Here is a 23,317-nt window from a genome sequence, read left to right on the forward strand (position 1 = left end):
ACGGCCTAAACCGGAGGCAAATCCGCCTCTAAGAACGCGGTACCCACCGCATCCTTGCCGGAAACAAGAGGAGTGATCCCCTCCAGCGGCCAGGTGATCGCCAGCGTAGCGTCATTCCAAACGATGCACCGCTCGCCGGCGGGGTGATAGAGATCGGTCGTCTTGTAAAGCACGTCAGCCGTCTCCGACACCACCAGAAACCCATGCGCGAAACCCTCCGGAATCCAGAGCATCTGACTCGCCTCGGTCAGCTCAGGTCCCTTCAGGTCGAATGCTGCCCATTTTCCAAAGTCCGGCGAGTCCTTCCGCAGATCCACGGCCACATCCCAGATGTGTCCCCGGAGTGCCCTCACCAGCTTTCCCTGCGGCTTGCCCAGTTGGTAATGCAGCCCCCGAAGTACGCCGCGTGCCGAGTGCGACTGGTTGTCCTGCACGAAATCCGTCGGTAAACCCGCACCGGCAAACGCCTGCCGGTTATAAAACTCCGCAAACCACCCACGGTCGTCCCCAAATCGCCGAGGCTCAACCAACTTCACATCCCGCAGTGCTGTTTCAATGATCTTCACCCTACCAGTCTAGCGAATAACTTTTCCATGGCCCGAATCGGCACCTTCGTCGTCCCGGTTCTGGTTTTTTCACGCATTTTCTCGCTCCGCAGGTAGAGTATTGGGAGACATCCACACCATAAAAGACCGGTTCGCATCCTCGGGCAGCACTTGTTCCTCTTCCTGCATCACAGTAAGCAATAAGACATGAGGGTTTCCCTTCAGAGCCTGAGGGTCAGCAACTGTCTCTATCGTTTGAGGTTAGACTTGAAGAAGGGTACCCCTTCACGTCCGGACTCCCGCGCAATCGTTCGCAAACCGCGTATTAGGTGACAACAAGCAGGCATAACAGTCTGGCTTCGCGCACCGCGAGCCACAAGGATGCAGTGATTTGAGCCAAGCGGAACACCAATTTACGAACTCTCCAGCCGACTCCTCGACCATGGACGTCGGCTTTGGCTATACGGAGACTTCAACCCGCACCCAGACGGACTCAGGTCGGCGCAACCGCGTTCCTTCCCAGCTCTTCCGGTACCGCGTCATCAAGCGCTGGGCAGACTGCCTCCTCGTCATTGCCTCGGCCCCGTTTTTTCTTCCCATACTCGCCGTCATCGCCGCTCTGGTCGTCTTGACCTCGCCGGGCCCAATCTTCTACTCGCATCGCCGCCTCCGCCGGAACGGGAGCTTCTTCTCGATGTGGAAGTTCCGCACCATGTGCGTGAACTCCGCCGAGGTGCTCGAAGACTACCTCGCTCAACACCCCGAGGCCCGCAAGGAGTGGCAGCAGACCCACAAGCTCCGCCGCGACCCACGCATCACCCGCTTTGGCTATTTCCTGCGCCGATACTCGCTCGACGAGCTCCCGCAGCTCTGGAACGTCTTCAACGGCACCATGAGCCTTGTCGGCCCGCGCCCCATCGTCGCCGCCGAGGTCGAAAAGTACGCCGAATACTTCAGCTTCTATTGCCGCGTGAACCCAGGCCTCACCGGCCTGTGGCAGGTCTCCGGACGAAGCACCCTCAGCTACCCCGCCCGCGTCCAGCTCGATAAGAAATATGTAGAAACCTGGTCACTCACCAACGATCTGAAGATTCTCGCACGCACCCTCCGTTCGGTCGCCAATCAGGACGGCGCCTTCTAAGACCGTCAAAATAGACCGGCAAAATAGACCGTCAAAATACGCTGTTCCGAGCGAAACGCCGCGTATTTTTCCGTGTCAGATTCCCGCTGCCGCCCCGCCTTTGCCCGCCCCGGAACATCCGGTATCCTCGATGGAGAGGCCCATCACCCTGCGCGTAGCCATCGTCCATCATTGGTTCGTCACGCGCGGCGGCGGAGAGCGCGTCGCCGAGTGCCTTGCCGCCCTCTTCCCGCAAGCTGAACTCTTCACGCTCGTCGCCGCTCCTCCCGGCCTGCCCGACTCTCTCAAAAACCGCACCCTCCACACCTCCTTCCTCCAGAAACTCCCCTTCGGCACCACGCATCATCGCCACATGATGCCCCTCTACCCGGCTGCAGCTGCCAGCCTCGACCTCCGGGCCTTCGACCTCGTCCTCTCTTCGGACTCAGGCCCCGTCAAGGGCATCCGACTCTCTCCCCACGCGACTCACATCTGCTACTGCCACTCCCCCATGCGCTACCTCTACGACGGCTACGAGGCCTACCGGGACGGCATGAAGGGTCTCACTAGGGCCATCTTCTCCGCGACCGCCGGATACGTCCGTCGCCGCGACCTTGCCTCCGCCGCCAAGGTGACATACTTCCTCTCCAATTCCAACTACGTTGCCGCCCGTATCCAGCGCTTTTACCATCGCGACTCCAGAGTGATCCATCCTCCCATCGATCTCCATCGAGCCGTGATCGCTGAAAACCCAGGCGCACACTACCTGGCCGCCGGGCGCCTCGTCCCCTACAAGCGCACGGAGCTCATGATCGAAGCCTGCAACCGCCTCGGCCGTCCGCTGCGCGTCTCCGGCACCGGCCCCGAGATCGCGCGTCTCAAAAAAATCGCAGGCCCCACCGTCACCTTCCTCGGCGAGCTCTCCACCGTAGACCTCTGGCGTGAGTACTCCCAATGCCGCGCCCTTCTCTTCGCCGCCGACGAGGACTTTGGCATGGTCCCCCTCGAGGCTCAGGCCTGTGGACGCCCCGTGATCGCCTACGGGGCCGGTGGCTCCCTCGAGACCGTCAGTCCCACCACCGGCGTCTTCTTTCCCGAACAAACCGCTGCATCCCTGGAGCAGGGTATCCTCGATTTCGAGGGCAGGGAAGCGTCCTTCATTCCTAAAACGACGCAACTCTGGGCCGAAACCTTCGCCACCCCGGTGTTTCTCCGTGCCATCCGCGATTTCGTCCTCGAGAAGCTCCCCAGCGCAGCGAACGAGATCGTTCCAGCCGCCGACATCGACCGCATCGCAGGAGCTTCCTAAATGGAAAATATGCGCGATCTCCTCCGCCACAACCTCCGCCAGAGCCTCCGTGCCCTGAGCCCTGCCGATCGCCTCGCCTCGGCGTGGCCCATCGCCTGCGGCCGGGTGCTCGCCGAGCGCGGAGAGATTGTAGGCCTTGAGGAGGGCACCCTCACGGTCCAGGTCGCCGACCAAACGTGGCTGCAGCAGTTCAACGCTACGCGCTCCATCCTCCAGCACGACCTCCAAAAGATCGCGGGCGTCCCCATCACCGCGATACACTTTGAACGAAAGAGGTAAGTACCCGCAATGAGCATCGCATCCGTCACGATCGAAGACGTCCGCCGCGTCGCCGAGCTCGCCAACCTTGAGCTCACCCCCGAAGAGGAGCCGCTCATGCAGCGCGACCTCAACGCCATCCTCGGCCACGTCCAGCAGCTTCAGTCCCTCGACACTACCGGTGTCCCCATCATGGCTCAGGTCGGCGACATGCTTGCCCACATCGGCAGCCGCGAACTCGATACCACCGGCTCCGAGCTCCGCTCCGACGAGATCCGTCCCTCCGTCGATCGCAAGGCCGTCATGCAATCCGCCCCCGAAACCGACGGCCGCTTCTTCAAGGTTCCGAAGGTCATCGAGCGCTAAGTACAGCTTCTCAGATAGGTCCGGGCTTCAGCGCGGACATGCCAAATTGCCACGAAACGGGGCTTTAGCCCCTGGGACATGGGGTTCATCGCTACACCGAACCCGCCGAGGAAGACACCGAAGTGACCGAACCAACCATCGACAGCGTCCGTTCCGCCATCGCCGCCGGCACCACCACCGCCACTGCGCTCGCGGACGCCCACTACGCCCGGATCGCCGCCGAAGACGGCCCGGAAGGCAAGGGAATCAACTCCTACCTGGCCCTCACCCGCGACCGCGCCTACGCCCAGGCCAGCCGTATCGACGCCCTCGCCGCCGCCGGCCAGCCCCTGCCTCCTCTCGCGGGCGTCCCCGTTGGCATTAAGGACGTGCTCGCCATGACCGGAGCGCCCGCTACCGCCGGCTCTCTTATCCTCAAGGGTTATCGCCCGCCCTATGACGCGACCGCCGTCACCAGACTCGAGGCGGCCGGAGCCATTCTCCTCGGCAAGCTTAACTGCGACGAGTTCGCCATGGGCTCATCGAACGAAAACTCCGCCTATGGCCCCGTCCGCAACCCACGCGCCCTCGACCGCGTCCCCGGAGGCTCCTCCGGTGGCTCCGCCGCAGCCGTGGCTGCCGACTTTGCCGTAGCCACCCTCGGTACCGACACCGGAGGCTCTATCCGCCAGCCAGCCGCCTTCTGCGGTGTGGTCGGCCTCCTGCCCACCTACGGACGTGTCTCCCGCTACGGCCTCATCGCCTTTGCCTCATCGCTGGACCGCGTTGGCCCCTTCACCCGCACTGTCCGCGACGCCGCCACGATGCTCCACGTCCTCGCCGGTCAGGATACCTTCGACGCCACCAGCGCCGATCGCCCCGTGGGTGACTACGTCGGCGCGCTCGAACGCCCAGTCGAAGGTCTGCGTATAGGCGTCCCTGCCGAGTATTTCGAAGAAGGCCTCGACCCCGAGATCCGCGCCGCCATCGACCGATCCATCGAACAGCTCAAAGAGAAGGGATGCACCATCGTCCCGGTCTCGCTCCCACACACCAAATACGCGATCCCAACCTACTATGTCATCGCCACCGCCGAGGCCAGTTCCAACCTCTCCCGCTTCGACGGTGTCCGGTTTGGCCTCCGCTCCACCGAAGCCAACACCCTCTCCAATATGTTCAAGAAGACCCGCGACGAGGGTTTCGGACCCGAGGTCAAGCGCCGGATCCTCCTTGGAACCTACTCACTCTCCGCGGGTTACTATGACGCCTACTACGCGAAGGCCCAGCAGGTCCGCACGCTGCTCACCCGCGACTTCCTCAAGGCCTTCGACGTCTGTGACGTCCTCGTCACCCCGATGACCCCCACCCCGCCCTTCAAGCTCGGCGAAAAGACCGACGATCCCGTCGCCATGTACCTGGCCGATGTCTACTCCGTCTCCGCCTCGCTCGCCGGTATCTGCGGTATCTCCGTCCCTTGTGGCACTACAAGGGAAGGCCTCCCCATCGGCGTCCAGCTTATGGCCCGCCACTTCGATGAGACCACCCTCTTCCGCGCTGCCCAGGCCGTCGAGCAAGCCCAATAGCACCACCACGCGGGTGCCCCACATCTCGATTCCCGGGATGTGGGGCTCCAGCTCCAGCGCCCTCGGTACATCCTTTCCCTCCATCCGCGCCTCTGAACTTCCAGGTGCGAAGGGAGAACTCATGATCCAGACTGTTGAACAAACCACGCTCCTCTGCCTGTTCCGCGACGACGCCTCGGCCTCCGGGACGGTCCACGATCTCCTCGAACTCGGTGTCGACGAGTCTTCCATCGCCGTGGTCGGCGACGCGCGCACCGCACTCACCGGCAAAATCTCCACCGAAACCCTCGCCGGAATCCGCGTTCCCGATGCCGATCTGCCGCACATCATGGACGGCATCGTCAACGGAGGCACGGTCGTCGCCGTCGAAACCACCGAGCCGATGACCGAACAGGTCGATGAGATCTTTCGTAGGCATCACCCGGCCATCTCCATCGAAGAGACCACCGAAGTTCCCGAGCCGGCTCCCTCCGGATTCCACCCGGAGCCTCACGTTGAAATCCTCGAAGAGAAAAACCGCCTCGACATGATTGAATCGGAAGAGAACGCCTAACCCCGGACGCGAGGAAGCCGCATGTCGCAAGACCGCATTGAAGCCGAAGAAGCGACCAATCGACTCTCTATCTGGCTCTGGATCCTGCCCTTTCTCGCCGTCCTTGCCTTTTCCGTCTGGTTCGTGCGCCACCACCGCATTGCGCCGCCTACCACGGCACCCGTTGTCACGGCCCTGCCCCAGCTCGGCAATGTCACCTACGAGACCTCGAAACCGGCCCTCGACCCCGATGGTCTGGCAACTGTCGACCGTGCCGCGCAGGTCATGCGCGGCAACCCGAATGTCGGTCTTCGCCTCGAAGGCTACCCCAACACGTCTTCCAAGCCAATGAACCAGGATCTCCTCACCCGTCAGCGCACCGAGTCCGTGCGCAAAGAACTGGAAGCCCAGGGCATCGACCCCAACCGCCTCGTCGTCGAGCCCTTTCCACCACCGACCCCAGCCGACACGGATCCCATCCCGGACAAAGCCCCGGATACCCGCCGCATCTCCCTCTATATCCGGAAATAACCATCCGGCTCCTTTTCCCGGGAATCCAAAAAAATCGTAAAACCACGAAACTCCCGCACTGAATGAGTGTTCATTTGTATGTAGCTCAGGAGGTTGTCATGAAAACGAACTCTATCAAAACCAATGGTTTGAAGGGTATCTTCACGAAGGTCATACTCGCCGGGACGCTTGCCGGAGCGGTCCTGATGGCAGCACCGCAGAAGGCGCAAGCCCAGCAGTTCGCCGTCGGTGTCCAGTTCGGCCACCCCGTCTATCGCGGCCCCGTGTACGGCCCTGTCTACGACCGTGGCTTCTACGCCGATCGCCGCCGCGAGGAGTTTCGTCGCGAAGAGTTCCTCCGCCACGAGCGTTGGGAGCGCGAGCACAGTTTTTACCGCGGCTACTACCGCTAGACCCAACAGGCTTAAACGAAACGGGGCCGTCTGCCAACCAGACGGCCCCGCTTATTTAAGCCCGAACATGCGAGCAGCCTGAGTGCTTCATACCTCGCCTTTGCGAGGTGGGTATGCCGCTACGTCAAAGGTTGAAAATACCTCTGCCCCGGTGCCGCACACCCCAAACAAAGCGCCCGCCCCTCTACCAAGACCTCCCGGTCGTAGTTGATTCCCTCCCCACACTCCGCACACACGATCCGCGCCGATTTGTAACCAGGCATCTCCCGCGCTTCGATCGCCACCGACACCCACTGCGCGGAAAACAGCTCATCATCCGGCATCTCCCGGTAAGCGCGCATCTGCTGCTGATTCTTATCCCCCATCTCCGGATAGAGCTCACGAGCCCGGGCCTTCGAGGATTCCAGAGCCGCCACCCGTACCGCCTTGCCCTGAAGATCGACAAACGTAGCCGCCATCTTCCCCCAGTCCCGAAACTTCAGCGCCCGCTTCCCCAGCCGGCATCCCGTCACTACCGCAATCGCATCGGTCGCGCACCGGTCGATCTCGACATACGTCACCAGCCGCTTGCGGTCCCGTCCCCGAGGCTCCTCGATCCCAAGCAGGCGGCATCCGAGCATCGCCATCCGCACCCCAAGAATCTGCCCCGCGCACAGATGCCCATGCGCTACCTCCGCCTCACCCAGCAACGTCTCAAAACTTTCCATACAGACAGTCTAGAACTCGGGTGCCCGTGTCTCGCTTCCGAGAAATGGGTTTCTAAAGCGCCCCTACCGTTCCCGCCGCCCCCACCACCGCCCGGGCATGCACCACCTCCGGTAATCCTTTATCCGCCTTGGGCCATGCCGTCAGAAACGCGGCATACCCCGCCTTCGCCCCGCTCGCATCCCCCGAGAGCTCCTTCACCCTGGCCAGCCCGTACAGATCGAACCCCGACTTCGGCCGATCCGCCAACCCGGCCTCATACCCCGCCCTGGCCCCGGCGTAGTCCCTGGCCCGCAGCAGGGCGATCGCCTCCGTCTCGCCCACCGGACGGATATAAAAAGGAGGCTCCCGATACCCCAGATCCTTCTCCTTCTTGGCCGCGTCGACGAACAGCTTCTTTCCGTCCTCGACCTTCCCCTTCGCAATCAGAAGGTCCGCGCGCAGCTCCAGCGACGCGATCGCGAACTCCTTCACGAGGGGACCGGCCTCCGCATCCGGCATCACCGGAACCTGCGGAGCGGCATTCCCTTTGGCCCGATCGTCTTTCTCCTTCTTCTCGGACTTCTTCTTCGCGTCCGCCGCATCCACCGTCTTCTTCATCGCGTCGAGCCCTACGTCCAGCCGCCCCGCCGCAGCCTCGGCCTCACCCGTCCTGCCCGCGTCCAGAGCCTTCATTCCCAGCGCATACTCCTTCAACTCACTCGCCAGAAACGCCAGATTTGCCTCCTTGACCGGAGCCCCCTCCAACATCGCAAGCACTCCATTCCAGTCGCCCACCCTGAGCGCCACCGGAAGCCGGTTGCTCACCCGCGCCATGTCATCCCGGGCCGACCAGATATACAACGTAGCCGACAGCTCACCCCGGGCCGCGCTCAGCTTGTCCGAAAGGGCATTCGCCTCCACCAGCCGCCCCTGCTCCATCAGATTTGCGATCGAGTACTGCATATTGTGGACGTAGTTCCAGTCATCATCCACCCCAACCTTCTGCTCGCGCATGTACTTCTCGTCGGCCTCGGTGGAAGCTGTAAACCACTGCTGCGCCGCCACATAGTTGCCTACCCGGTAATAAATGTGACCAGGCATATGCACCATGTGCCCCGACGTGGGAGCCAGGCTGGCCAGCAGCGCCGCACTCGGAATGGCCATCTCCGGATGATTGCTTGGCTCCATCGCGTGAATCCAGTAGTGGTTCGCCGCCGAATCGTTCGGCGCCTCCTTCAGCACCGCCTCGAGCATCCCGACTGCCTCTCTGGTCCCTGCCTTCGGCTCACCCTTGTCGTCGTACCCATCCTGCAGATTCACCGCCAGAAAGATTCGCGCCTGCAGATCCCCGGGATACTTCGCCACCAGCTTCCGCAGCTTCTTGTACTTCGGATTCTTCTTCCGCCTGGAGTCTTCCTGTGCGGCCTCGATATAGAGCCTCTCCCGCTCGCTCACCGTTTTCTTCAAAGCCACCGCTCGCGTGAGAGCCTTCTGTCCGTAGATCGAGTCCGGACCACCCCGAAACCCTTCCCCAATTGCCAGTCCCCAGAAGCACATGGCGCAGTTCGGATCCACCCGCACGCCCTGCTCAAATGCCTTGGTTGATTCGTAGTCCCAGAAGTCGTGATAAAGATTCAGCCCCTGGTCGAACCAGGCCTGCGCCTCGGGGGTAGCTGTAATCGGGATATGCCCATTCCCGATCCCCGTCATCTTCACCGGCACCGGCAGTTGTTCGGGTGAGGGAATCGTGTGCATCGTGCCCATCGCCATCCCAGGCATCGACTGCCCCGAGGCCACAGCCCCAAACCCCAACACCACCGCCGCCAGACTTCCTAAAAATCGCATAAGGTGAATTTACCCGAAATTGCGAGCCATCCAACGAGAGGCCGCCACGCGCAGCCCGTCCGTCAGGGCTAAGCCCTGAGAGCTCGATAGATCTTCCGGTCCGTTTTGTACTGGCTCAGCGCATACACCGCCCAGATCGTGGCCGGCAGCCAGCCGAGGATCGTGCACTGCAGCAGCAGGCAGACCAGCCCCGAAATCGGTCGCCCGATCAGAAAGAACGTAAGCCAGGGAAAGAAGAACGCGATGATCAGTCTCATAGTGCTCAGTACGCCTCCTGGCGAGTCAAGGTTCCGCTAATTCTCATCCCCGCCATCCCCCTCCTCCACAATCGCCGCGGTCCCCACGACCGCGAACGTGCTCGCCTCGCCTCCGGTGGCCTGCATCGTCACCCGCATCGGTCCTCTCTCCCAAACCGCCGCCTTGCACACGGGGATAAAGTGGTTCGCCTGCGGCCAGCTCCCAATCTGCTTCTGTGCCACAGCCTTCCGCCCCCCAATCTGCGCCACGACCGCGACCAGCCCACCCCGTCCTCCCACCCCGCAATACGCGCCAAAGTCCCGAAACCAAACCACGTCCGACACCACTGGATCGAAGTCCGGGAGCCGCACCACCGCAATCCTCCCTGTCACCCGATCCACCAGCAGCCAAGGTCCTGGCTGCCAAACCCACCTGTCCGCAGCCTCGCCCGGGAGCCGGTCATTGATCCTGAGCGCCCGCCGCACCACAAAGCTACGGTCGGTCACATCGTGCGCCTCGCCCATCGTCCATTCGCGCTGCCGCGTGTCGACAAACAACGCCCTCACCCGCACCGTCACGGTCTCTTCCCGACGGTTTGCCGCGTCCGCCTCTGGGGGGGTAAACGGAACGCTCTTTCCCGGACCCAGTGTCACGGCATGCGTTCGAGGAGGCGCAGCCGGTTTCCCTTGCGAAACTCCATACGACGCGTTCAACACGAAGAGCAGTGGCACCAAAGCCCAGTGGAAGGTCTGCATGGCGGCAGATTAGGCCACGAACGCTGTGAACGCAAGCAAACCCCCGGGATTTGGCCAAACACCAGCCCAAATCGGCAGGAATCACGCTGGTTACCCCATAACTTTTGCACCGTCTCCCGGGTCGCGGGACCGTTGTCAAAGTAGTATCGTGATGAAAGCGTGGAACTCCCGCAGATCACCCATGGGCCGGCCTATCGCCGTCCACTGCGAGGACCGAAGACCCCACCATTTGTAGCAGGGAAGGAATTAGAGACATCATGTGGAAACCAAACCAGCCCGGAAGCACGACTCCCCAAGCCCCCGAGCCCACCCGCCCTTCGAGCGTGCCGTCAACCTTCGAGACTGCTACCGCCCGCCCGTCGGTTCCCAGCGCTTCCGCACCCGCACCCGTTCCCTCCGGCGACCAGGCCACCATCGGCAAGAGCCTCATCGTCAAGGGTGAGCTCTCCGGTTCCGAGTCTCTCTACATCGACGGAAAGGTCGAAGGAGCCATCAACCTGCCTGGCAATCGCGTCACCGTAGGCCGCAACGGACAGGTCGCCGCCAACATCCTCGCTCGCGAGGTCGTTGTACTCGGCAAGGTGCGCGGCAACATCCAGGCATCGGACCGCGTCGACATCCGCAGCGAAGGTTCGCTCACCGGCGACGTCCAGGCCGCACGCATCTCCATCGAGGATGGTGCCTTCTTCAAGGGCGGCATCGACATCCGCAAGCCTGGTTCCGAGCCGACCCGCTCCACCGCCACGCCCGAGCCCGTCATCGTCGAAGCATAACCCCATCGCATCGCACACGAAGAGCCCCGGCCCTCCGGGGCTCTTCGCATTTTCCCTCCGCTGTTGCCGTTGCGACGAGAGAGTGCCTTAAATCTGCCGCCCCCGAGCCCCCGTCAGCGTCCTCGTGTAGCTGCTCCGGTAAAGATGGGCCCTCGCATCTGCTTCCAGGATCTCCCTCACCGCCTGATTCGCCCGTAACAGGCGCGACTTCGCCGCCGCGACTGAAACACCCATGGTGCTCGCAATCTCCCGCACCGGCATCCCTTCCGAGCACCGCAGCGCGATCGTCTCCCGGAGCACCAACGGAAGCCTCTGCATGGCCCCTCTCACTTCGCTCAACGCGCTGTTGCGGAGGAAGCTCTTTTCCGGATCCAGCCCAGGATCCGCCAGGTCCGGCATGATCTCCGCCTCGCCGTCATAGTTCCGGTCCAGCACATACTCCGGCCTGCTCTTCCGCCTGCGCAACTGCATCAGCGATGTATTGATTGCGATCCGCGTCAGCCACGTCGAAAACTTCGACCGCCCATCGAAGCGATGGAGATGCGTCAACGCCCGCACGAACGTCTCCTGCAGGACATCCTCCGTATCCTCCGGGTTCTTCATAATCCGGAAGATCACCGAAGCCGCCAGCCGCGCATGCCTCCGGTGAAGCTCGACAAACGCAGCCTCATCGCCATCCTTCGCCCGTCGCACCAACCGGGACTCTTCGGACTCCATCGGAGCCTCGCAGACCGTCAGGAACGTCTCATTGGGACTAAGCAGCATGGATACACCCTCCTGTGCCGCGATCGAATCTGAGAGCGTGGCAATGTTGTTAGAGTGACCCCTGCCCACGCAACCCACAACCCTCATTGCGGTAAAAATATTTGGCTCTTTAGGGGGGGGAAGACATAGCCCGCTGGGTATCCATAGGCCCTGCTGTTGCCCTTCCCGCTCTCGGCACGAGCCTCGCACACGACCGCGCGCGAGAAGGGAATCCGCACGGGGATCGCCGCGGCACGCGTGACACTACAATCGCAGATAAGCCATGAACCGAGAACATCGCACGCTCCCCACACTCTTCCTGTCGTTATGGATCGCGCTTCTTCCACTCGAAGCCCAGACGTTGTCCGGCACGGTTGCAGTCGCTCCACAGTACGGAACAACCCACGTCTACGTAGCTCCTCGCGATACGGACGCCTTCGTGGCAAGCTTCCTCGGAACCTTCGGCGGCGCAAGCACCAAACAGGTCGTTACAACCGTCACGCCGACGCCGAGCTCTACAACCTCGCAACTCCTGCAAACCCCCTCGGGCAATATCTCGCTCTTCGGCTTCCTCACGCCGATACCCTATCCATTCGGCTCGGAGCGTACGGGCCTTCTGGTGGAAGATATGGATCGCGCCGTCACGGCAGCACGGGCATCTGGAGCGGAGGTTGTTGTGCAGGCCTTCCCTGACCCCATCGGCCGCGATGCCGTGCTCCGCTTTCCCGGTGGGCTCATGACGCAGATCTACTGGCACACCAGGCCACCGTCATCACCTGCTTTGGCCCACCCTCCGGAGAACCGCATTTACGTCTCACCCGACGCGGTCACAGCTTTCCTGCACAGCTATCTGCAGTTCTCGCAGGGCCATGTCGTGAACGATGAAGCCGCAGCTCCGGGTGCGGAGATTGGTCGAACCAACTACACCTATCGACGCATTCATCTTGCATCGAAGTTCGGCAAGGCGCTCGTCATGGTCACCGATGGCATTCTTCCGTTCCCCTATGGTCTTGAGACGACGGGGTATGAGGTGGACGATCTCGACGCCACGTTGAAGCGCGCCACATCGTTTGGCGCCATCATCCTGACGCCGGACGCGGGTGCGCACTCCGCCATGGTCAGGTTCCCCGGCGGCTATATCGCGGAGATCCACGCTTCGCCCAGATAAGAAAGCGAGTGCTGTCTAGTTGTTATCCGGATAAGCCCGGTACGCCACCATCTCCGCGTTGAACGATGTCCCGCTCAAGCGCGAGGTCTTCAGCAGCACCTCGAAGTGCGGAAATTTCTTCACCTTCAGCGTGCTGCGAAACTTCGCCATCGAAGTCTCCGACGTGAGAAACTCCGCGGCCACCCTGGTCGCCTCCGAGTCCGTCCCGGCGAGCGTAATCACGTTCCCGGTACCGCTGGGATTCGGCAGGTATGCGATCACGCTGTATCCGGCAAACGCGTTCGCGTCCATTCTCGGGGTGTAGACCGCCTGTTCTTCCGGACGTGGATGCCGATTGGTGACATGCGACAGAGACTCGGCACGCTCGGTATCGAAGTCCAGGCTGAAGTTCATCTGGCCATCGAAGAGCCCCATCCACGGATTCGCCTTGCGCCCGCCGATCAGGATGAAGCTGTTCTGCTTGATTGCGTCCGTCGTATAGGACCGGGCCTGCTGGAGCCGCAGCGAGGGCAGCATCGGAGTCAGCGCGAGGATCTGCTGCGCGGCAAGGAAGTCCCCCAGCATCACCAAAGTATGCCCGAAGATACCCTGCAGGTCCCTGACGCGGTCTGGACTCAGCGAAGCCTGCTCGGCCTGGTTGATGAAGTTGTGGTCCAGAAAGTCGTTCATCGACATCCTGTGGTGGGTGATCTCTTCGCTCAATGTTACCGAGGCGTCGGGCAGAACGATGTCGATCTCCGTCTGGCCCTTCGCGAAGTCCTTCCAGAACAATTCCACAGTGGGGCGTCCCGCCCATCCAGTGCTTGCGGAGCGAAACGTCAGGTTTTGCACCAGCAGCACTGCGCAGGCAATCGCCAGCATGACACATAAACCCACCCAAATCAGAGATGGGCGGCTCCGGGGCGGCATTGGAGTGGCGTCAGACGTTTCCAAGACCGTTTCCGTCTCTGCCGCCATCTCCGGGAGCAGGGGCGTACCCGGCACCCTCCGGCGGAAGATCGGCTTATAGCCTCCCCGGGGAATCTCCAACACCAGCGTCTCGTGCCCACCCTCGGTGGCGAAGTACAGCTCAATCCGCTTGCGCAGCTCCGTCGCATTCACGCGGACGATATTGTCCTGGCTGCGGTCGTACGAGGGCGACCGCCCAAAGACCTTCGTCCCGATCTCCTGCTCATGGATCTCCGGGCGGCCCTCCTTCAGGGACTGCCCTCCCACGTACAGCAAAAAGTCCCGCAGACGTGCGGACCGTCTGAACTGCGCACTGGCCGCAACCCGGTCGATCAATTGGCGACGCTCTTCGACGCTCGGTTCGTCGAGGCCTTCTTCCACCGGGGCATTCAACTGGGAGCCCATGATCTTTCCATACTCCAAAGGCCACCAGTTTAGCACGTAGAGGCCACGTTTTGAACCCAGGCACGACTTCTAACCTCCCATCTGGAAAGTGTTTCTGGAATCGTATAAGTCGTTGAAAGCATTTTGTTTATATGGACTTTTAACGGTAAATTCTAGCGGGTATCTTCCGGTAAATTAACTTGCCCATCGTTACCTGCGATCCCGAGGATGGGGCGTCTTTTCAAAGCCATATCGGTCGTCGCTTCGGGGTACGGAAAACGTTCTCCGGAAAAGATACGGTCGGCTGGCGTCATCTGTTTCCGCTTCAAACCTTCGGAGGTTCAAGTGCAAAGTCGTTTCATCAACAGGATTTCCTGCTTCACCGCGGTTCTCGCCCTCATCTTCGGTCTCACCCTCACGGCCAGCGCGCAGCGTTATCTCGGCGGTATCCAGGGCGAGGTGACCGACCCGACCGGGGCCAAGGTTGCCGGAGCCACCATTGTTGCCGAGGAGACCTCGACCCACTTCAAGACCAGCGGCGTCTCGAATGGTGCCGGCGCCTACAACTTCCCAGCCCTGAATCCGGGCACCTACAAAGTCACCGCCACCGCGCCAACCTTCAAGACGGAAAATCGCCAGGACGTCGTCCTCACGGCCGGCCAGGTCCAGACCGTAGACTTCGCTCTCACCGTCGGTGCCGCGTCCGAGACCATCTCGGTCACGGCGGAAAACAGCCTGCTCGACACCGGATCCGCGAACATCGCCACCACCCTCTCCACGCAGGAGGTCACCGACCTCCCCAACGAGGGCCGCAATCCCTTCGTCATGGCCACGCTCGCTGCCGGCGTCCTCAACGGCGGATCCGGCGGATACTTCCAGGGCAAGTCCAGCCAGTTCACCAATCCCTTCTCCGGCGTCGCTGTCCAGATCGTCTCGGCCGGAAATGGAGGCCACAACCGCCTTACCCTCAACGGCATTCCCGACGATCCCGCCGAGCGCTTCTCCGGCTCCAGCTACTCCGGCTTCGTCCCCTCGCCGGAAGCCGTGGAGGAGGTAAAGGTCCAGACCTCGATCTTCGACGCCCAGGTGGGCCACGGTAACGGCACCGTCACCAACACCGTCGTCCGAACCGGAACCAACAAGCTCCACGGCGCCGCCTACTACGTCTTCCAGAACACCTACCTCAACGCCAACACCTCCGAGAAGGTACCCACCCAGTACGCCGCAGTCAACCCCACGCGCCGCAACAACGACCAGCTCAGCCAGACCGGCTTCGTCGTCGACGGTCCCGTCGTCATTCCTCATCTCTACAACGGTCGTGACAAGACCTTCTTCATGGTCGCCTTCGAGCGCTACGCCTCGCACACCGCCATCAACTACAGCACCAAGGTTCCTACCGCGGCTGAACTTGGCGGCGACTTTTCGGCACTCTGCACCGCGTTCGACGGCACCGGTCGTTGCACCAACGGCATCCAGCTCTTCGATCCCAACTCGCCGGTCGACATCAACGGAAACCGTACCGCGTTCTTCGCCAACAACAACATCGCCTCGCGCATCACGGCATCCGGTAAGGCCTTCGCCTCCTACTTTCCGGCGCCCAGCATCGCCGGCGTCACCACGGGCACCAACTACATCTCCACCCAAACCTCCTATCCCAGCACCTACCCTTCCTTCATCGTCCGCATGGATCACGCGATCGGCCAGAAGAACAAGATCAACGGTATCTTCTTCCGTTCGGGACTCACCCAGAGCTACCCGCTGCAGGGCTTTCCCAAGGGCATTGGTCCCGGTGGCTATGGCTACAGCGTCTACCGCAACAATCGTGGCGGCAGCGTCGACGATGTCCACCAGTTCTCCTCCAGCATGGTGCTCGACTCGCGCTTCGGCCTCCTCTACCATCCCTTCGGTCTCGCCTATCCTGGCAACTCAAACTTTGACCTCAGCACCCTCGGCATCAGCGGAACCAACCTGCCGTACAAGAGCTTTCCCGGCCTATCCATCACCGATGGCTACGCAACTCTGGCTGCGGGCGCAGGTGGACAGGTCAGCGAGAACACCACAGGATCCATCGAAGAAATCCTCACCAAGACGCTCGGCAGCCACACGCTCCGTCTAGGCTTCGAAGGAAACCTCATCCGTTACAACGTCCAGAATCCCCAGTCCGGCTTCGGCAACACCTCAGGCCCCTCGGGCAACCAGAGCTCCATTGCCTTCGATCGCCGCTTTACCCAGCAGAACTACAACGTCGGCGATGCCAACTCGGGCGACCCCATCGCGGCTCTCCTGCTTGGTACCTTCTCCTCCATCTCCTACAACATCACCCCTGCCTACGCCCTCCAGCAGATCTACGCAGCCCCGTTTGTCCAGGATGACTGGCGCGTCAACTCCAAGCTGACCGTCAACCTCGGCTTCCGTTGGGACTACGAGTCTCCCTTCACGGAGCGTTACAACAAGATGGTCTCCAACTTCTGCACCACCTGCGCCAACCCCTTGGGAATCGCAGTCAATGGCCAGGCAGTGAAGGGTGGCCTCCAGTTCACGTCGAGCTCCAACCGGTTCCCCTACCCGCGCGACCTGAACAACTTCCAGCCGCGCATCGGTGCTGCCTACCAGGCGGCTCCCGGCACGGTCGTCCGCGCAGGCTTCGGCATTATCTACTTCAACACGCTCGAAACTCCCATCGGCACCGGCTTCTCGCAGACCACGAGCTACAACAACTACACGGCTAACACACCGCTCAACACACTCTCGAACCCTTTCCCGAATGGTGTCGCTCTGCCCACCGGCAGCTCGCTTGGCCTCTCGACCGCACTCGGTCAGAGCGTCAGCTTCGTCGATCCCAATCACGTCCAGCCGAAGAGCGCGCAGTATTCGGCCAGCGTGCAGCAGCAGTTCCCCGGTTCCCTGACTCTGCAGATCGCCTACGTGGGGGCGCGACCCACGCGTCTTGAGGTCAACCACAACATCAACGTCCTGCCGGCGCAGTACTACAACCAGGGCGGGGCCATGGCCAACACCCTCAACGCGACCGTAGCTAACCCGATGGCGGGCGCTCTGCCTCAGCAGCCCTCCCTCAATGGAGCCACCATCCAGCGCAACCTCCTCCTGCTTCCGTTCCCGGAGTTTGGTTCCGTCACCGAGCAGTACTCTTCCATCGGCTCAGCCCCCTACAACGCCCTCCAGATCCAGGTCTCACGTCCCATGCGCCATGGCTTCAGCCTCCAGGGCAATTTCACCTGGGATAAGGTCATGCTGCACAACGGCTTCCTGGACAACTACGCGCTCGCCGTCGGCAAGCTCTACTCCGTGCAGGACAACAACCCCACCATGTTCGGCAATATCTTCGGCACCTACCAGTTGCCCAGGTTTGCAGGCAAACCCTACATCGAGCGTTTGCTCCTTGGCGGCTGGTCCCTCAACAGCGTCATTCGGCTCGCCAATGGTCCACTCATCGCCGCACCCAGCAACGTGGATATCATCGGTGACTACCACCAGCCCGACAAGAACCTCTACCGCCAGTTCAACACCTGCTACCAGCAGTCCACAGTCCTGGGCTCAGGCGCGGTCACCGTCGCCAACGTCAACACGACCCTCGACCCCAGCGGCACCTACGCAACCAAAGTAGGCTGCGACTCGCGTTCGCCCAACCCTGCCTTCCGCACGCGTATTCCCTACACCTCGCAGTCCAACAGCAACTACCTCAACATCCGCCAGCCCATCAAGCCTCTTGCCGATCTGTCGATGTTCAAGAAGTTCATCCTCCGCGAAGGCACCAGCTTCGAGATTCGCGGTGAGTTCTTCAACATCCTCAATACTCCGAACTGGGGTGGCCCCAGCACCTCGCTCGGGGTCGCCAACTCGGCATCCGCTGCGGGCGGTGGATCCCTGGCAACGCCCAACGGCATTGCCTCCCAGGCCAACGACGCACGCATCGGTCAGCTCACCGCACGCATCAACTTCTAACCTGCTGCTCTTCCGGTCCCGGGGCCTCGCGCCCCGGGATTTCTTGTAGTCTCAACAAACATTGCAGAACTCAGGTGTCATGCCCATTCGCTCGCCCATTCGCTCAAAGACTCTCCTTGCCCTTTTGCTGGTAACCCTCCTCCCTGCATGTGCACCTGCCCAGACCACCCACTCGGAGGCAACGCTGCGCCAGGGCTTCAAGACCCCGCCGGCTCAGGCCAAGCTGCGCTGCTACTGGTGGTGGCTCAACGGCAACACGACCGAAGACACCATCACCTACGAGCTCACCGAGATGAGCCGCAAAGGCTTCGGCGGCGTACTCCTGGTCGACGCCAATGGCTCCAGCCAGAACGGCAACGCAGACGTCCCTCCCGGTCCAACCTTCGGCAGTCCTGCATGGACAAAGCTCTATGTCCACGCCTTGAAGACCGCCGCCGCTCTGCATCTCGAAGTCACCCTCAACATCACCAGCGGCTGGAACCTCGGCGGCCCAGACGTCAAACCCGCCGATGCCTCGAAGGTCCTCACCTGGTCCAGCACTGTCGTCGCTGCGGGCAAGGCTCCCGGCACGCTCCCCACACCCGCCATTAAGAACGGCTTCTACCAGCAGATCGCTGTGCTTGCCTACCCCCTTGCTCATGGGGCCTCTCTCCCTGGCCAGTCAGGCGACAAACGCGCGCCCATCCGTCAGCTTCGCCTCAAGTCGGCTGCCGCCGAAGGCAGCTTCTCCATGCCGCACACCGAAAACCTCCTCGGTGCCGCGACCGGCGATCCTTCAGAAGCCGATGCCACGCTCTCGAGCGTCCTCGACATCACCACGCAGGTGGACGCTTCCGGCCACACCAACTGGCACGCCCCGACCAACACCGCGTGGGAGATCCTTCGCATCGGCTATACCTCTTCCGACGCACGCGTCTCCACCTCCAGCGGCGCCTGGCAGGGGCTCGCCATCGACTACCTCGACCGTGCCGCCTTCGATACCTACTGGACCCACACCGTCACGCCTCTCCTCGAGGCCAGCCGCCCCTACCTTCACACCACTCTCGTCAACCTCGCCACCGACTCCTGGGAGCTCGGCGGCACCAACTGGACCGGTCGCTTCCAGGCCGAGTTCCAGCACCGCCGTGGCTACGACCCCATCCGCTACCTCCCCATCGTCACCGGCCGCATCCTCGACGATCGCGGCACCTCCGAGCGCTTCCTCAACGATCTCCGCCGCACCGTGGGCGATCTCGTCACCGACCACTACGACCACTTCGCCGACCGCGCCAAAGAGTACGGCCTGGGCATCCAGTCGGAATCCGGTGGCCCGCACTCCGCCCCGCTCGACGCCCTCGAAACCTTCCGTTCCTCCGCCGTCCCCCAGACCGAATACTGGGCGCAATCCAACGAGCACCGCTCCACCGACGAAGACCGCTACTTCACCAAGGAAGCCGCCAGCGCCGCAAACATCTACGGCAAACAGTTCGTCGCGCAGGAGGGTATGACCTCCATCGGTCCTCATTGGTCCGAGTCCCTGGCGACCGACCTCAAACCCTCCTTCGATCAGGGCCTCACCGAGGGGATGAATCGACTTGTCTGGCACGAGTTCACCTCGTCGCCTGCCTCCTTCGGCCTGCCGGGTAACGAGTACTTCGCCGGCACCCATATGAATCCGCGCATCACCTGGTGGCAACAGAGCGAGCCCTTCTTCAGCTATCTCAACCGCGCCCAGTTCCTCCTTCAGCAGGGCCATGCCGTCGACGATGTCCTCTACTTCTACGGCGATGAAGTCCCCAACTTTGTTCGTCTCAAGCACGACGATCCCGCTCACGTCCTGCCCGGCTACGACTACGACGTCACCAACGAAGACGCCCTCCTCCGCACCCTCATCGTCACGCCCAGTGGCCTGCGCACCCCCGCCGGCAACACCTACCGCCTCCTCTTCCTTCCAAACGGCCGCCGTCTCTCCCTCGCCTCTCTGGAGCACATCGCCGCCTACGTGCAGCAGGGTGGAAGCGTCATCGGCGAAACCCCCTTGGCGCCGACGGGCAACGTCTCTCCGAAGGACGCGTCACGCTTCGTCCAGCTCACGCACGATCTCTGGCAGTCCTGCCCGGCGCAGCATTCGTATGGGAAGGGAACCGTCTTCTGCGGGGGTGATACCCGCTCCGCTCTCGCAACACTGCATCTCGCACCCGACTTCGAAGCCCCCGAGACGCAGCTCGACTACATTCACCGCCGCGAAGGCCAGACCGATATCTACTTCGTCCGCAATCGCACCGGCAAGACGATCGACGTGGCCCCCCGCTTCCGCATCGACAATCGCATGCCCGAGCTCTGGAACCCACTCGAAGGAACCACGACTCCACAACTCGCCTATACCGCGGCGGAGGGGCGCACTACCGTCCCGCTTCACCTGGATCCCCACGGCTCCATCTTTGTCCTCTTCTCCCAACCCGCCCGTCTCCACGTTACGGAAGTCCGCAAAGACGGCGCACCCATCTCCACCGCAGTCATCGGAGACCCGAAGACCCCTCGTCTCCCCAACGCTGCCCCCGGAACCTACACCCTCAAGCTCTCCGACGGCAGGGAACTGACCACCCGGATCCAGCCCGCCGCCGTCACCGAACTTCCCGCCTCTCAGTGGACGGTAGCCTTCCAGCCCAACCGCGGCGCACCCGCCACTCCGCAAACCCTGACTACTTTCCAGGACTGGTCCACCTCGCCCGACTCCGGCATCCGTTTCTTCTCCGGCACCGCCACCTATCGCACGACCATTCAGCCCACCCATACCGCGGGCGATCGCACCATCCTCACCCTCACCGATCTCCGCGAGATCTGCACGGTACGGATCAACGGCAAACCCGCCGGTACAATCTGGGCCATGCCCTACCGCCTCGACATCACCGACAGCCTCGCCGCAGGCCCCAACCGCCTCGAACTCGAGGTGACCAACCTGTGGCCCAACCGCCTCATCGGCGACGCCCAACCCGGCGTCACCAAGACCTACACGCAGACCAACATCCGCAAATACAACGCTGCCTCACCCCTGCTGCCGTCCGGCCTCATCGGCCCGGTCACTCTCGAAATCGAGTCCCGCGCCGGCACGAGATAGCGCTCTATCGAGGGCGCTCCAGAATTGCCACAAAGTTCTGGAGCTCCTCAAAGCGATCGAGAGTATTCGTTGCATACTCCGCATACCGCGGATTCGCCAGAATCGCAGGTGTCAGCAACACCTCCGAGTTCTTGCTGGCAATAGGCTCCGTCGACGCGACGCCATCCGCCATGGCGATCAACTGCGCTGCCAGCCTTTGCCGCATCGCTCGCAGCTCCGGGTTGCGAAGGTAGTCCAGGTCCTGGGCGTTATGAAGCACCGAAAGCTGGTTCCAGAAGAGTGCCGCCGCCGTAATCGCGGAACGCAGGATCATATCCCCGGTCTGGATATGCTCTTCGCGGTGTGCCCCAAACTCAAACGGGACAGACGTGTTCGCGCTGCGCAGACTTGCGACCGTGGCGCCCAGCCGGTCGCGCAACACATCCGCGTGCCGCAGCAGTTCCTGATGTTTGCCCTCATCGTCCCAGCCCATATTGAGCGTCGTAAACAGATCTGCTCCCACCCGAAGAACCGCCGCCAGTCCGCGCCGCATCACGGTCGTCGTACGCACCGGCCAAAGCTGGTCGAAGACCAGAAGCATCACCCCGAGCGCGATCATGATGCCCACGAAACGGTCGCGCGCCGGTGCTAACTGGGTCGGGGCGCTGAATCCCTCATACGCGACGAGGTAAAACGCAAACGCGATCTGAAGCCCGATATAGTTCAGCCTCGGCCCTGCCGCAATCCACGCTGCAATAAACGCGATCGCCGCCTCCAGCAACACCAGCGACGTCAAGGAGTCCATATGCGGAAAGAGAAAGACGGCCGCACCGAGCGCCAGGATCAGCCCGCCGATCAAGGAGCCAAGCACGCGGAAGATCAACCTCTGCTTCAGTGCGCCCGTGCTGCTCAGACCCGTCACCAACACCGTCGTCACCGCAGTCGAGATGCCCGGCCACGCCAGCGCGTGATAGAGCACGTAGCAAAACGTCGCGCACAGACTGATCTTCAGCCCAAACGCGACACTCTCCGGATTCCGGATCGCACCCGGGATGAAGAACGGAATCTCCTTGCGCGGGAGAGCCACCAGCTCCCGTTTTCTTTTCGATCCAACATCATGGGGCATCGTCAGGATAGAGTGCAGCGCTCCCTCCACGCGGTCCAGCAACATGGACTGTCCTGTTGGCCCAAGCTGCAGTCCCACGGGGAGCTTGGCTGGAACCCCGGGAATCACCTGCCGGCATGCCTCCGCGAGCCGTGCCGACCGAACGCGCGTGTCTGCATCGACCTCAACCGGATTCTGCAAGCCAAACGCGGCGGCAACATCCATCAACTGCGCCAGCATGGTGATGCGAGGCCGCAGCGCGATCGGCAAATTCCCGGTGTCGAGGTTCTGCTCCACAATGGCGTTGTACAGCGTCATCATGCCTGCCTGTCCGGCAATCGCAATGCGCGACACCGCGGACGCCGCTTGAAAACGCTTCTCCTGCGGAGCATTCTCGGCATACAGCTCAAACATCGTTGCCAGCGCGCTGTATCGAATGCGCCTCTGTTCCTGCAGCTTCGCCGCTGGATTCCGGTCGCCGAAGATATACTCGACCGCCACAGCACTCCCCAGCGCAATCAGGAACGTCCCAACCAGATAGAGCGACGTCTTCACCAGTCGATCGGCCGGTGCATGGATCTCCCATAGGCTGATCACCGTGCAGTAGATCAGCCCGAAGCTCGATCCAAGTGCAGGCTGGCTGGTCGTCACCACGATCATCCCGGCAATGAACGTGACCACGGCCACGCTCAAAAGGCGCGCCATCGGATCGTTGTCGCTCAGGATCACGACCCCAAACTCCACCACGATTGCAAAACACACAATCCCCAGGGAGAACAGCGAAGACCGCAGCGAGACCGCCGGGCTGTCCCGCCCGATCAGAAAGATAAAGTACATGCCGATCGCGATGAACGGCATCTGTAGCGTCTCCATCAGCAGAAGCGCGATGATCGAAGCCAGCACAACCCGCAGCGTAGCCGCCAGCCTGCCCGGTGTCGGCTGCAGATCCTGCAGCATCGCCTCCGTCCACGATAAGCGCGGAGCCGTCTGAACACTCGCGATGGCGCCGGTGGCCAT

20 protein-coding genes are annotated in these 23,317 nt (G+C 62.1%); 12 read left to right on the plus strand and 8 right to left on the minus strand.

The genetic code is table 11. From position 1 onward, the window contains the following. Positions 1 to 5 precede the first annotated feature (5 nt). The gene (rfbC, locus tag BM400_RS04855) at positions 6 to 566 is read right to left on the minus strand and encodes a dTDP-4-dehydrorhamnose 3,5-epimerase (RefSeq protein ID WP_089837139.1); all 561 of its coding nucleotides are present in this window, start codon (positions 564 to 566) and stop codon (positions 6 to 8) included. A 370-nt stretch (positions 567 to 936) separates the two neighbouring features. Between rfbC and BM400_RS04860 the strand changes: the two genes are divergently transcribed. The 8 genes from BM400_RS04860 to BM400_RS04895 all read left to right on the plus strand — a co-directional run bounded on the left by BM400_RS04860 (position 937) and on the right by BM400_RS04895 (position 6,615). Continuing rightward, complete coding sequence (locus tag BM400_RS04860; RefSeq protein ID WP_245781684.1) at positions 937 to 1,686, plus strand: sugar transferase; 750 nt, start codon at positions 937 to 939, stop codon at positions 1,684 to 1,686. Positions 1,687 to 1,816: 130 nt separating this feature from the next. Continuing rightward, positions 1,817 to 2,974, plus strand: a complete 1,158-nt coding sequence (locus BM400_RS04865; RefSeq protein WP_245781685.1) for a glycosyltransferase — start codon at positions 1,817 to 1,819, stop codon at positions 2,972 to 2,974. After that, positions 2,975 to 3,253, plus strand: coding sequence for a DciA family protein (locus BM400_RS04870; RefSeq protein ID WP_089837142.1), 279 nt, complete (start codon positions 2,975 to 2,977; stop codon positions 3,251 to 3,253). A 9-nt stretch (positions 3,254 to 3,262) separates the two neighbouring features. Next, positions 3,263 to 3,598, plus strand: a complete 336-nt coding sequence (gene gatC / locus BM400_RS04875; protein WP_089837144.1) for an Asp-tRNA(Asn)/Glu-tRNA(Gln) amidotransferase subunit GatC — start codon at positions 3,263 to 3,265, stop codon at positions 3,596 to 3,598. Between the two features lie 122 nt (positions 3,599 to 3,720). Next, complete coding sequence (gatA, locus tag BM400_RS04880; protein WP_089837145.1) at positions 3,721 to 5,160, plus strand: Asp-tRNA(Asn)/Glu-tRNA(Gln) amidotransferase subunit GatA; 1,440 nt, start codon at positions 3,721 to 3,723, stop codon at positions 5,158 to 5,160. A 121-nt stretch (positions 5,161 to 5,281) separates the two neighbouring features. Further along, entirely contained in the window at positions 5,282 to 5,713 is a 432-nt protein-coding gene (locus tag BM400_RS04885; protein WP_089837147.1) for a hypothetical protein, read from the plus strand. 21 nt (positions 5,714 to 5,734) lie between these two features. Beyond that, complete coding sequence (locus BM400_RS04890; protein WP_089837149.1) at positions 5,735 to 6,223, plus strand: OmpA family protein; 489 nt, start codon at positions 5,735 to 5,737, stop codon at positions 6,221 to 6,223. Positions 6,224 to 6,321: 98 nt separating this feature from the next. Then, entirely contained in the window at positions 6,322 to 6,615 is a 294-nt protein-coding gene (locus tag BM400_RS04895; protein WP_089837151.1) for a hypothetical protein, read from the plus strand. A 119-nt stretch (positions 6,616 to 6,734) separates the two neighbouring features. Here BM400_RS04895 and BM400_RS04900 read toward each other — a convergent pair whose 3' ends face one another. The 4 genes from BM400_RS04900 to BM400_RS04915 all read right to left on the minus strand — a co-directional run bounded on the left by BM400_RS04900 (position 6,735) and on the right by BM400_RS04915 (position 10,139). Continuing rightward, positions 6,735 to 7,322, minus strand: coding sequence for an FmdE family protein (locus BM400_RS04900; protein WP_089837153.1), 588 nt, complete (start codon positions 7,320 to 7,322; stop codon positions 6,735 to 6,737). A gap of 52 nt (positions 7,323 to 7,374) precedes the next feature. Then, the gene (locus BM400_RS04905) at positions 7,375 to 9,147 is read right to left on the minus strand and encodes a tetratricopeptide repeat protein (protein ID WP_141223810.1); all 1,773 of its coding nucleotides are present in this window, start codon (positions 9,145 to 9,147) and stop codon (positions 7,375 to 7,377) included. A gap of 68 nt (positions 9,148 to 9,215) precedes the next feature. Beyond that, the gene (locus tag BM400_RS04910; RefSeq protein WP_089837157.1) at positions 9,216 to 9,404 is read right to left on the minus strand and encodes a YqaE/Pmp3 family membrane protein; all 189 of its coding nucleotides are present in this window, start codon (positions 9,402 to 9,404) and stop codon (positions 9,216 to 9,218) included. Between the two features lie 36 nt (positions 9,405 to 9,440). Continuing rightward, positions 9,441 to 10,139 carry a hypothetical protein gene (locus tag BM400_RS04915; protein ID WP_089837159.1) on the minus strand — a complete coding sequence of 233 codons (699 nt, stop codon included), beginning with the start codon at positions 10,137 to 10,139 and terminating at the stop codon, positions 9,441 to 9,443. Between the two features lie 257 nt (positions 10,140 to 10,396). On the opposite strand from BM400_RS04915, the gene BM400_RS04920 reads away from it, so the two are divergent. Further along, the gene (locus BM400_RS04920; protein ID WP_089837161.1) at positions 10,397 to 10,912 is read left to right on the plus strand and encodes a bactofilin family protein; all 516 of its coding nucleotides are present in this window, start codon (positions 10,397 to 10,399) and stop codon (positions 10,910 to 10,912) included. An 87-nt stretch (positions 10,913 to 10,999) separates the two neighbouring features. Here the strand turns inward: BM400_RS04920 and BM400_RS04925 are convergent, their stop codons facing one another. Then, positions 11,000 to 11,677, minus strand: coding sequence for an RNA polymerase sigma factor (locus BM400_RS04925; RefSeq protein ID WP_175528871.1), 678 nt, complete (start codon positions 11,675 to 11,677; stop codon positions 11,000 to 11,002). Positions 11,678 to 11,939: 262 nt separating this feature from the next. Here BM400_RS04925 and BM400_RS04930 point away from each other — a divergent pair, with 262 nt between their 5' ends. Beyond that, positions 11,940 to 12,824 carry a VOC family protein gene (locus BM400_RS04930; protein WP_089837165.1) on the plus strand — a complete coding sequence of 295 codons (885 nt, stop codon included), beginning with the start codon at positions 11,940 to 11,942 and terminating at the stop codon, positions 12,822 to 12,824. Between the two features lie 15 nt (positions 12,825 to 12,839). Here the strand turns inward: BM400_RS04930 and BM400_RS04935 are convergent, their stop codons facing one another. Continuing rightward, positions 12,840 to 14,195 carry a hypothetical protein gene (locus BM400_RS04935; protein ID WP_245781686.1) on the minus strand — a complete coding sequence of 452 codons (1,356 nt, stop codon included), beginning with the start codon at positions 14,193 to 14,195 and terminating at the stop codon, positions 12,840 to 12,842. 306 nt (positions 14,196 to 14,501) lie between these two features. On the opposite strand from BM400_RS04935, the gene BM400_RS04940 reads away from it, so the two are divergent. Next, positions 14,502 to 18,119, plus strand: coding sequence for a TonB-dependent receptor (locus BM400_RS04940; RefSeq protein ID WP_245781687.1), 3,618 nt, complete (start codon positions 14,502 to 14,504; stop codon positions 18,117 to 18,119). Positions 18,120 to 18,198: 79 nt separating this feature from the next. Continuing rightward, positions 18,199 to 21,216, plus strand: a complete 3,018-nt coding sequence (locus tag BM400_RS04945; RefSeq protein ID WP_089837170.1) for a glycosyl hydrolase — start codon at positions 18,199 to 18,201, stop codon at positions 21,214 to 21,216. A 4-nt stretch (positions 21,217 to 21,220) separates the two neighbouring features. Here the strand turns inward: BM400_RS04945 and BM400_RS04950 are convergent, their stop codons facing one another. After that, on the minus strand, positions 21,221 to 23,317 hold the full coding sequence (locus tag BM400_RS04950; RefSeq protein WP_089837172.1) for an FUSC family protein: 2,097 nt from the start codon (positions 23,315 to 23,317) through the stop codon (positions 21,221 to 21,223).

Origin of the sequence: Granulicella pectinivorans (assembly GCF_900114625.1) — a bacterium.
Lineage (GTDB): Bacteria > Acidobacteriota > Terriglobia > Terriglobales > Acidobacteriaceae > Edaphobacter > Edaphobacter pectinivorans.